The 10099-nt window shown below is 56.0% G+C and carries 11 protein-coding genes, 1 other RNA gene and 1 pseudogene; 2 read left to right on the forward strand and 11 right to left on the reverse strand.

Annotation, left to right across the window (positions count from 1 at the left end):
• The coding region (locus GFC01_RS17040; protein ID WP_479723388.1) for a phosphohexomutase domain-containing protein at positions 1-643 on the forward strand (643 nt) is incomplete at its 5' end.
• 145 nt (positions 644-788) lie between these two features.
• On the opposite strand, the pseudogene GFC01_RS17045 reads toward GFC01_RS17040, so the two are convergent.
• The 9 genes and pseudogenes from GFC01_RS17045 to GFC01_RS17085 form a co-directional block, all read right to left on the reverse strand.
• Positions 789-1271, reverse strand: a pseudogene (locus tag GFC01_RS17045) (DsrE/DsrF/DrsH-like family protein); the annotation flags it as partial.
• 22 nt (positions 1272-1293) lie between these two features.
• Positions 1294-1665, reverse strand: coding sequence for a DsrE family protein (locus tag GFC01_RS17050; RefSeq protein ID WP_152948354.1), 372 nt, complete (start codon positions 1663-1665; stop codon positions 1294-1296).
• Between the two features lie 16 nt (positions 1666-1681).
• A complete protein-coding gene (locus GFC01_RS17055) occupies positions 1682-2641 on the reverse strand; it encodes a heterodisulfide reductase-related iron-sulfur binding cluster (protein ID WP_152948355.1) in 960 nt (319 codons plus the stop codon).
• 12 nt (positions 2642-2653) lie between these two features.
• A complete protein-coding gene (locus tag GFC01_RS17060) occupies positions 2654-2956 on the reverse strand; it encodes a 4Fe-4S dicluster domain-containing protein (protein ID WP_152948356.1) in 303 nt (100 codons plus the stop codon).
• Positions 2956-3204 (reverse strand): MarR family transcriptional regulator, encoded by a 249-nt coding sequence (locus tag GFC01_RS17065; RefSeq protein ID WP_152948357.1) that lies wholly within the window; start codon positions 3202-3204, stop codon positions 2956-2958. The genes GFC01_RS17060 and GFC01_RS17065 overlap by 1 nt, the downstream gene beginning before the upstream one ends.
• A gap of 3 nt (positions 3205-3207) precedes the next feature.
• Positions 3208-4932, reverse strand: a complete 1725-nt coding sequence (locus GFC01_RS17070; RefSeq protein WP_152948358.1) for a CoB--CoM heterodisulfide reductase iron-sulfur subunit A family protein — start codon at positions 4930-4932, stop codon at positions 3208-3210.
• Positions 4929-7637 (reverse strand): FAD-dependent oxidoreductase, encoded by a 2709-nt coding sequence (locus GFC01_RS17075; protein ID WP_152948359.1) that lies wholly within the window; start codon positions 7635-7637, stop codon positions 4929-4931. The genes GFC01_RS17070 and GFC01_RS17075 overlap by 4 nt, the downstream gene beginning before the upstream one ends.
• A 5-nt stretch (positions 7638-7642) precedes the next feature.
• Positions 7643-8071 (reverse strand): hydrogenase iron-sulfur subunit, encoded by a 429-nt coding sequence (locus GFC01_RS17080; RefSeq protein ID WP_152948360.1) that lies wholly within the window; start codon positions 8069-8071, stop codon positions 7643-7645.
• A 1-nt stretch (position 8072) separates the two neighbouring features.
• Positions 8073-8327, reverse strand: coding sequence for a sulfurtransferase TusA family protein (locus tag GFC01_RS17085; RefSeq protein ID WP_152948361.1), 255 nt, complete (start codon positions 8325-8327; stop codon positions 8073-8075).
• 258 nt (positions 8328-8585) lie between these two features.
• Between GFC01_RS17085 and GFC01_RS17090 the strand changes: the two genes are divergently transcribed.
• Positions 8586-8930, forward strand: coding sequence for a metal-sensitive transcriptional regulator (locus GFC01_RS17090; RefSeq protein WP_341474077.1), 345 nt, complete (start codon positions 8586-8588; stop codon positions 8928-8930).
• Between the two features lie 239 nt (positions 8931-9169).
• Here the strand turns inward: GFC01_RS17090 and rnpB are convergent.
• Both rnpB and GFC01_RS17100 read right to left on the reverse strand, forming a co-directional pair.
• An RNA gene (gene rnpB / locus GFC01_RS17095) (RNase P RNA component class A) lies at positions 9170-9551 on the reverse strand.
• 160 nt (positions 9552-9711) lie between these two features.
• Positions 9712-10099, reverse strand: a 388-nt coding sequence (locus GFC01_RS17100) for a Nif3-like dinuclear metal center hexameric protein (protein WP_194175018.1), incomplete at its 5' end; no start/stop codon positions are given.

Here is a 10099-nt window from a genome sequence, read left to right on the forward strand (position 1 = left end):
GGACGACACCGGGCGGGTGGTCTGGGGGGACCAGCTGATGGCCCTTTTCTGGCGGGAGATCCTGCCCCGTCATCCCGGAACCAAAGCGCTGGTGGAAGTGAAATGTTCCCAGGCGCTGGTGGATGAAATATTGCGCCTGGGCGGCGAGCCGGTTTTTTCGCGCACCGGCCATTCCCTGATCAAGGCAAAAATGCGGGAACTAAAGGCCGTGTTTACCGGTGAGATGTCCGGGCACATGTTCTTTGCCGATGAATATTTCGGCTACGACGACGCCTTTTATGCGGCCGGCCGCCTTTTACGGCTCCTTTCCCACAGCAGTGAACCCTTTTCGGCCCTGGTGAATACCATACCCCGGTATTACTCCACCGCCGAAACCCGCATCGGCTGCAGCGACCGGCACAAGTTTGCCGTGGTGAAACGGCTGACCGAACAGTTCCGCCGGGAATACCCGGTAATTGATGTGGACGGGGTACGGGTGCTGTTTCCCGACGGATGGGGCCTGGTGCGGGCATCCAACACCCAGCCGGTGCTGGTGGCCCGCTGCGAGGCCAAAACTCCAGAGAGTTTGCGCCGTATCACGGGCATCATGGGCCAGGTGCTGATGGCCCAGCCGGAAGTGGAACCCTTTGACTGGGAATATTGAGGGGACTTCCGTCATGACAGAAAGGGCGGCAGTCTCCCAGGTAACTGTTCAATGAATCCGTTTTGGTACCGATGATAGGGTTTTGCTGCACAGTTACCCTAAAAAAGACCGTCGCCCCCTTCAAAACCACCCTCACTTGCCACTGCTAGATGAACAGGTTCACATTGGATTCGTCGGCCTCGGCCAGGTAAGTGGCCACTCCGGCATATTCCAGACCGTCCACCAGCTCCTCCCTGGTTATGCCCATCACATCCATGGACATGGTGCAGGCAATCATCTTTATTCCCTGCTCCCTGGCCGTGGCCATCAACTCCTCCAGGCCGGCCACATTCTTCTGACGCATGACTATCTTCATCATTTTGGCACCCATACCGCCGAAATTCATCTTGGAAAGGCCCAGCCGGCCGGCTCCCCGGGGCATCATGGCCCCGAACATGGCCTGCAGGAAACCCTTTTTGGCTTTCACCTTTTCGGGCCGGCGCAGGATGTTCAACCCCCAGAAGGTAAAGAACATGGTCACTTCGTCGCCCATGGCTGCGGCGCCGTTGGCAATGACAAAGGCAGCCATGGCTTTGTCCAGGTCCCCGCTGAACACAATGATGGTCTTTTTGGTTTTTTCCACCACTCTTCACCCTGCTCAAATGATATAGTTAATAAACCAGCGTTGCTTTGGCCGAGAGAATTTCATCCGTAAAGGTGGCCGCCGCCGCTATTTCCGCTCCCTCAATCAAATCCCCTTCGGCAATCTGGCGCTCCTTCAAACAGGGGGAGCAGACGTACAGCGTGCCACCCTCTTTCAGAAAGGTATCCAGCAATTCCTTTAGCGGTGGAAAACCACCGGCATGAACACTATCCGCATAACCTTTCTTCGCCAGGAACACCCCGTCACATTGCAGACCAATCACCGCATCCACATCCATGGCCTGGGCTGCCGTGGCCAGCACAAAAGGTATGGTTGCCTTCTCCGGATTTTCCCCTCCGTGGGTGGCCAGGTAAACGATTTTCTCCCTGGATTCACTCATAAGTTGCCCTCCCCTTTTATTTTAAATAGCTTTTGACCAGGTAACTGGAAATATCTTCGATATGCATTTCTTCCGGCGCCGCTTTATGCAGGTTGACATAGCACAAAGGACACATGGTGACCCCATTTTGGGCTACCTCTTTTAACTGGGCCATACGCATACGGGCCCTGTCCACAGCCAAACCGGGCATTAAAGACTCCACGGGTCCGCCACAACACATGGTAAACTTGCCGGCATTTTTGGGTTCTTTCACCTGCGCCCCCGCCCGGTTTAAAAGCGCCCGGGGCTCATCCACCACCCCCTCGTGCCTGGCGTACAGGCAGGAATCGTGAATGACCAGATCCTGCTCCAGGGATCTGGCGGGCTGTATCCCCCTTTCCGCCAGCACCTCCAGATAACTCTTTACGTTGAAGTGAAAACCTTTCACTATGGCCGGCAGCACCGTCCGCAGCATGTTGGTGGTATGGGGATCCACGGTGATCACATTTTTGACCCCGTATTTAACAAACAGTCCGGCGATTTTTTGACCATGGCCTTCCAGGAGGTCATTCACACCCAAATCGTAAACCAGTGCCCCGGAATAAAGCTCCTCTTCGTAAAGGTAACCAAAATCTACCCCCACCTGCCTTAATAGCAGGGCTATGTTCTTCAATACCCCATCGCAGTAGAGTTTGAGTTCCCTGTCCGGCCTGGCCATAAAGGCGGCTATATTCACCACTTTATTTACACAACGGCCCACACCCACAAACCCGGCTATCCATGAATTTTCAATGCGGCCCTGCATCCGGCTCATGGCGGCAATATCGGGCACCATCTGGTACATAAGCCCTGTATAGAAAACGGTTTCACCGCCCCGGGGCAGGGACAGGCCGGCAGCCCATCCCGTGGCCCTTCTGGCGGAAATGGGCAGGACGGACTGACGTATCCTCAGGTTGTCGGCCAGGATTCCAATGGTATCCCCTTTTGGTAAAGGCATGGCAAACTCCCCTTAGAGTTTGAATACTCTTTTGTTAATGTAATAGCGCAGGTAACGGACGTTCTCGGCAATGTGCACTCCGCCCGGACAATTCACCTCGCACATTTTACACAGCAGGCAGGAATAAATGGTATCAATGTTTTCCAGTACCTTTTCCCTGATGCCCAATAAGACATAGCGGAAAAGCTTGCGGGGAAGCAGTTCAATGCCCATGGGGCATACGGCGCTGCACACCCCGCAGTTCAAACAGGCGGAGGCGTTGAATTGATCGGACTGCCGCACTTCTTCGATAAAACCGGGATCCACCAGTGCCATCAGTGATCCTCCTTTGCCGCCGCGCCATACCGGTAATACCCCTCGTCGGTCACTTCACCTGTCTCCTCAATCAGGCCATATTTGCGCATGCCCATTACCCAGAACATCACCTCATGGGAAGGACGGCCAAGGGCACCGGCAATTTCCGGAATGGTCTGCGGTCCCTGCTTCAGAATATCCATAATGTGATCGTGCATGAGCATCTCTTCCCGGATCACTTCCCGGATATCTCTGATTTCACCCTGCATTTTTCATATCTCCTTTGCCAGAGCATCAATCATGGCCATGATCTGGGCGCTGGTATAGCCTTTCAGGTTAATGGCCCCCCGGGGACATTCCGGCGCGCATCCACCACAACCCTTACAGAGCGCTTCGTTTACCCTGGCCACCTCCCGCCCCTCATCCTGCCCCTTTTCAATGGCCTCGTAGGGACAGGCCCGGGCACACTGGCCGCACCAGGTGCATAGATCTGTTTGCACAAAGGCCATTTGCGGTTCCAGTTCCACATAACCCTTTTTCAGGATGGAAGCACACTGGGTGACCGCCGCCAGGGCCGAGGCCACGCTTTCTGCGGCATTTTTCGGTCCCTGGCACGTTCCGCAGATAAATACCCCGTCCACCACCGTTTCCACCGGGCGCAGCTTGGGGTGAATTTCGTTGTAAAATCCGTCTTTCCCCACCGGGAGCTTCAGTATATCCGTTAGTTGATTATTGTGACGGGGGGTCATGCCCGTGACCAGTACCACCAGATCTGTAATTATGCTGATCTCCTCCCCGGCGGTCAGAAAATCCTTTATGGTAACTTTGAGCCGGCCGTCGGGCAACTTTTCCAGGGCCGGCGGTTCATTTTCGTCAAATTTAAGGAAAATAGAACCCTTTTCCCTGGCCTGCTGGTATAAAAGCTCAAACCTGCCGTAGGTCCTCATATCCCGGAAAAGGTGATACTGGTGGAGACGCGGGCTTTTTTCGCCGGCCAGGAGGGAAGCATGAACGGCCGCATTGCAACAGTAACGGGAACAATAGGTATGGCCACGGCCCTGCTCCGGCCTTTGCCTGCTGCCCACACAGTAAATATACACCACGTCTTTTACTTCCCGTCCTTTGTAGAAAAGCCCGTCACCGGCCCCATCCACAGCTTCCTTGAATTCCGGCAGGGTCAGGACCCCGTCCATCCCGTACCCGTATTCCCCTTCGTCGGGATGGTACGGTTCAAAACCGGTGGCCACAATGATGGATCCCACATTGGCGGTAATATCATCGCCCCGGGAAATCCGGATTTTCACGGTAAAGTTACCGATGCTGCCGGACTTTTCCACCAGTTCGGCCCCGGTGTAAAAGGTGATATTCTCCCTTTGCTTTACTTCCTGCACCAGCCGGGCGATCATTTCCCGGCCGTTTTTTCCGGAAGGATAGGTTTTTCCGAACCGGCCGGTCCAGCCGCCGGCCTCGGGGGATCTCTCCACCAGCAACACGGCAATACCCAGGTCGGCCAGCCCCAGGGCGGCCCTTAAACCCGCCACCCCCGCGCCAATCACCAGCACCCGGGGAACCGTCTCTATTTTCACCGGCATCAGTGGCTCCGTCAGGGCGGTACGGGCAATACCCGCCCTGACCAGCCGGATGGCCTTTTCCGTTGCGCCCTGGTGATCATGGCCGTGGGCCCAGGAACACTGCTCCCGGATATTGACCTGGGTATACTGGTAGGGATTCAAACCGGCCCGCCTGGCCATATCCCGGAAAGTAAAAAGGTGTAGCTTGGGAGAACAGGAGGCCACCACCAGACCGTCCAGGTTTTGTTCCTGAATATCGGAAACCATCTCCTGCTGGGTGGCGTCGGAGCAGGTGAACATGGCCGTTTTAGCCACCACCACGCCCGGCTCCCGTTCCACCGCCGCCCTTACCTGCTCCACATCCACATAGTCGGAAATATTGCCGCCACAGTGACAGATATAGACACCGATCCTTCTGTCGCTCATTTTCTTCTCCCCGTCCTTTCCACATAAGCGGCAGCCTGGGCGGCGGCCGCACCGGCATGGAGGATGGAATCGGGTATATCTTTCGCACCGGAGGCGGAGCCGGCCACAAACACTCCCTCAATGCTGGTTTTGCCCGGGTTTAAATCTTCCTCCACTTCTTTTACGTAGCTGTAGTCATCTGCCTCCAGTACCACTCCTTTAAAAAGGTCAAAAACTTCCGTATTGGGGAGAAGACCCACCGAAAGGACCACCAGGTCATGCTCCGCCCGGCTCAGCCGGCCGCCATTGTCCATATCTTCATAGAAAAGGACCAGATTGCCGTCTTCCTTTTCTTCGATCCAGGCCACCCTGCCCTTGATAAAATTGGCGCCCATGGCCTTGGCCTGGTCGTAAAATTCTTCGTACCCCTTGCTGAAAGCCCTGATATCAATATAGTAGACCGTTACATCGGCCAGGGGGAGCGCACCCATGATCAGCTGATTTTGTTTGATGGAATACATGCAGCAAACCCTGGAACAAAGGGGATTTTCCACCGTTTGATCCCTTGAGCCCGTACAGAGGATGTAGGCGATGCTTTCCGGGATCTTGCCGTCGGAAGGCCGCAGGACAGTGTTATAGGGCCTGGTGGGTGCCAGTAAACGGTCCATCTGCATACCGGTGATGACGTTTTTGTACCGGCCGTACCCGTACTGGGGCTTGCTTTGGGCGGGGAAAAGCTTGAACCCCGTGGACACAATAACGGCCCCCACCCGGTATTCCTCTTCCCTTTCGCGCATGGACAGATCTATAGCACCGGCCGGACAGGCGCTCAGGCACTGCTGGCATTCGGAACACACACCGCAATCCAGGCACCTGCCGGCACTGTACCGGGCCTCTTCCGCCGTCAGGGGTTGTTCCGTTTCAGCAAAATCGCTAACCCTTTCCCGCAGGGCCTCGATCCTTGCCACGGGTGGCAGGCTGGTATACTTTTCCTGCCTGGCCAGAACCCTTTCCCGGTCCACCACCGGCAAACGGTAGTCGTAATCCACTCCCTTCAATTCCTTGCCCTGCAAGTAACGGTCGATAAAGAAGGCCGCCCTTTTACCCTGGGCCACGGCACTGACAATGGAGGAAGGACCGGTAACCACATCCCCGCCGGCAAAGATCCAGGGCACCGATGTCTGCAAAGTCTCCTGATCCACGGCAATGGTCCGGTCGGGCTTTACGGCTATATCCCGGGCCAGGGTTTGGGTTGCCGGCGCCAGGCCAACGGCCGTAACCACCAGATCCACGGGTACCCGGTGCTCCGACCCGGCCACCGGACGGGGTTTTCTTCTCCCCTTTTCGTCGGGGTCGCCCAGTTCCATATGGATGCATTCCACTTCCGCCAGCCGGCCCTGGCGGCCGATGAATTTTACCGGAGCCCGCAGGTACTGGAAGTCCACCCCTTCCTGCCCGGCTGCTTCGATTTCCCAGTTATGGGCCGGCATTTCCGCCCTGCTCCGCCGGTAAAGGATCGTCACCCGTTCCGCACCCAGCCTGACGGCTACCCTGGCCGCATCTATGGCCACATTGCCGCCGCCCACAACCATTACCCTTTTGTTTGCCAGTTGTAATTTTTGTCCCTGGTTTACCTGCCGCAGAAAATCCAGGGCACCCACTACTCCCTCCAGGTCTTCGCCTTCCACCTGCAACCGGCGCACCTCCGGCGTACCGGTGGCCACAAAGACGGCCTCGAATCCCTGCTCCTTGAGCTCCGCCGGTTTTTCCACCCGCCGGCCGGTCTCGATTTTCACTCCCAGGGCGGTTACATTTTGAATATCCCTGTCCAGGATGTCTTTAGGAATGCGGTAGGCGGGTATGGCGTAACGGAGCATGCCGCCGGGCTCATCCCCGGCTTCAAATATGGTCACCGGATAACCCTTTCTGGCCAGGTGAAATGCGGCGGTGAGCCCTGCCGGACCGGCGCCCACAATGGCCACTTTTTTACCCCGTTGCTCCGGTGGGGGGCCGTAGTCGGGCACCGGGTGCTTTGCATAATAGGTGTCCGCCAGGAAACGTTTGATTTGTCTGATGGGCACGGGTCCTTCTATACCGCCCCGGGTACATTGTCCTTCACAGGGCGCATAGCAGGCCCGGCCCAGGCTGCCCACCAAAGGGGTGGTTTCCAGGATGAGATTGAAGGCCCGGGTAAACTTTCCACTGCGGGTGAGGGCCACATAACCATGGGCTTTAATGCCGGCCGGACAGGTAAAGGAACAGGGAGAGGTGCCTTCCCGGTCAATGACGGCTTTTTTGGGTACGGCCTGGGGAAAGGCAATGTATGCCGCCCGGCGGGCCACCATATGGGAGTTGAACTGGTCCGGGACGGCCACATTGCAGTTCATTTCGCACTGCCGGCAGCCGGTGCACAGCCTTTGGTCCACAAAGGCGGGTTTCCGGCGCAATCTGACCTGAAAGGTACCGTCATTATTCTTCCTGATTTCCTTGACTTCGGTGTAGATATGCACATCAACATTGGGATGATGGGCTGTGGCGGCCATTTTAGGCGTGGAAATACAGCTGGCGCAATCCAGGGTGGGAAATACCTTGCTCAAAAGAATCATTTTGCCGCCCACACTGGCTTCCTTTTCTACCAGCAAAACCCGGTAGCCCATGTCACCCAGTTTCAGGGACGATTCCATCCCGCCAATGCCGCTGCCCACGACCAGGATATCGTAATCCATAAACATTATCCCTTCCCGGAAGATCTAAGTTTCAGGAGCGTGTCCCCGAATTGCCTCATCTGACTGGTAAATGGTTCCGCACAAACAGAACAGATGGCCGCCATGCGCAATCTCTGGGGGTCAATCCCTTTCCCGGCCAGGAGTTCCTGCGCCCGGGTGGCAATCCGGCCCGTCCTGTCCACGCAATCCGGGAGATAAGCGCAGTCGGTCCCATCGGCCGCAATGAAGACGCCGTCAAAGCCCTTTTCAATGGCGTAGAGAACCCACTCGGGCTTTATGCCGCTGGAACAGGGGACGGTGATCACCACCACCGCGGGTGAATAGTCCATGTGGGAACTGCCGGCCAGATCAATGCCCGGATCGGATATGTTATTTGTGGAAAAGACAAGGATCCTGGGCCGGTAATCCTTGTCTTTCTGCTCCATTCCCTGCATCTTATTTCATCCTTTTAACGTAAAGCTTCCAGTATCCCGCCTCTTCCACGACACCTAAAAACTCATGGCCACCCTTTTTGGACCAGGCAGGAATGTCCTTGTTGCTGCCGGCATCCGAGGACAAAACTTCCATCACTCCCCCCACCGGGACTTCCGTAATGGCCCTTTTCGCCGCCAGGATGGGCCCGGGACAGGACGTCCCCCTGGCATCCACCACCTTCTGCACCTGGAGATTTTTCAGTTCCTCCACTGTCATACCACATCCTCCTTTGCTTTTTCCGGGAACCCCTGTCTGTAGCAGCAAATGTTTTTGCAAAAGAGCCGCCCTGAAGCACCCGGGATGGAACAGAAGTTCCCGTACCCGTATGGGTATATGTTCTTTTATTAACAAGTTAACAGCTATTGACCATTTTGTCAAGCATAAATTTAAAATTTTTGTTTTTTTGCCGGCAAAAATCTGTTATAATAAAAGCATACCCTGTAAGGTACTTTTGGGGAGGGGGTAGAAATTCAGGTGAAAACAAAACATGCGGGTTTGGTCCACTCCAACCAGATAGAAGCCGGGGAAAAAGAATCGGAGAACATGACCACCAGGCAACACCTGTTGCAGGGCGATGTGTTACAAAGGCTGAAAAAAATAGAGGGACAGGTGCGGGGAGTCTCCAGGATGATTGAGGACTGCCGCAACTGCGGTGAGGTGGTCACCCAGCTGGCGGCCATCAAGGCAGCCGTCAACCGGGTGGGGCTGACCGTGCTGGCCTGTCATATGGCCGAAAAAATAGAAAAGGACCTGCAGGAAGGCAAGGACATCAAAGAATCCCTGGGCGAGTGTCTGGTCATATTTAAAAAATTCTCGTGAATCATAAGGGAACAGCTTTAACGGCAAAAAAATAGCTCACTGTCTCCGCCACAACTCCCTTTGGGACGGGTTATGGACGGCACCAGTGAGCCTTAAATTTGTCGTTGCCTTTTCCCCCATGCCGGCAGGCTCAAGACAACATAACCTGTAATCGTCAGCCCTAAAATTGTTTTTGCCTCTCTCGAGCCATGACTTTATCCAGCAAGGTCTCCTGATTAAGCATCCTTAAAAAATTTTAAGCTGTGAGCAAACCTGTAAGCCGAGTTCTGTCTTGGGTGATCATCTATCTGGGACGCCAGTTGCCTGACGCCTCTAGCGACCTTTACCCGGGGACGGAGCGGGCCACTCCCGTGTCCCCCTATTCGGTCTTGCTCCAGGTGGGGTTTACCTAGCCGGCCCGTCGCCAGGGCCGCTGGTGCGCTCTTACCGCACCGTTCCACCCTTGCCAGATCGGAAGTCGGTCGTCGGAAGTCAGATACGACCGACCTCCGAACCGGCGGTCTGCATTTCTGTGGCACTTTCCTTGGGGTCGCCCCCACTGGGGATTACCCAGCACCCTGCCCTGTGGAGCTCGGACTTTCCTCAGGTGCTTCCGACACCCGCGACCACCCGGTTTACTCACAGCAACATATTCTGCCCCTACATTTTAACACAATCGAGATCGTTTTGCAAATTTCCCGCTCCCGGGCACCGGCGTACCGGAGCCACGCTTTAAACCCGGTTGCCGGATAAATATTTCAGGGGGTCGGACCCCTTCTGTGGGCAACCCTCTTGAATGGCATTATGAACGGAAATTATAAGGATCCCGCTCCCTCCGGCTGATCAGAAACTCCACCGGAAGCCCCTTTTCCCGGCAGGCTTCCTGCAGGTAATCCCGCAGCACGGGCAGGATCACCCTCTCGGTACCAAAGTGGCCGGCATCCACAAAGTTAAGACCGGCGGAAAGCATGTCCCGGGCGTCGTGATAACCTATATCGCCGGTAACCAGGACATCCGCTCCCCGCGCCAGCGCTTCCGGCCATAGACCGGCACCCGCCCCACCGCACAGGGCCACCCGGCTGACCGGACGTTTTCCCTCCCCGCCCCAGCGCAGTCCGGATAATTCCAGCACCTGCTGGAGGCCGGTCACAAAATCCTCCAGTGACCGGGGTGTTTCCAGGTTCCCCACC

Origin of the sequence: Desulfofundulus thermobenzoicus (assembly GCF_009428905.1) — a bacterium.
Classification (GTDB): Bacteria; Bacillota; Desulfotomaculia; order Desulfotomaculales; family Desulfovirgulaceae; genus Desulfofundulus_A; species Desulfofundulus_A thermobenzoicus.

Coding starts and splice junctions, on each gene's coding strand:
- GFC01_RS17065 (WP_152948357.1), bottom strand. CDS start 3,204: ATGCAGGGTGAAATCAGAGATATCCGGGAAGTGATCCGGGAAGAGATG.
- GFC01_RS17060 (WP_152948356.1), bottom strand. CDS start 2,956: ATGGCACTGGTGGATCCCGGTTTTATCGAAGAAGTGCGGCAGTCCGAT.
- GFC01_RS17075 (WP_152948359.1), bottom strand. CDS start 7,637: ATGGATTACGATATCCTGGTCGTGGGCAGCGGCATTGGCGGGATGGAA.
- GFC01_RS17050 (WP_152948354.1), bottom strand. CDS start 1,665: ATGAGTGAATCCAGGGAGAAAATCGTTTACCTGGCCACCCACGGAGGG.
- GFC01_RS17070 (WP_152948358.1), bottom strand. CDS start 4,932: ATGAGCGACAGAAGGATCGGTGTCTATATCTGTCACTGTGGCGGCAAT.
- GFC01_RS17080 (WP_152948360.1), bottom strand. CDS start 8,071: ATGCAGGGAATGGAGCAGAAAGACAAGGATTACCGGCCCAGGATCCTT.
- GFC01_RS17085 (WP_152948361.1), bottom strand. CDS start 8,327: ATGACAGTGGAGGAACTGAAAAATCTCCAGGTGCAGAAGGTGGTGGAT.
- GFC01_RS17055 (WP_152948355.1), bottom strand. CDS start 2,641: ATGCCTTTACCAAAAGGGGATACCATTGGAATCCTGGCCGACAACCTG.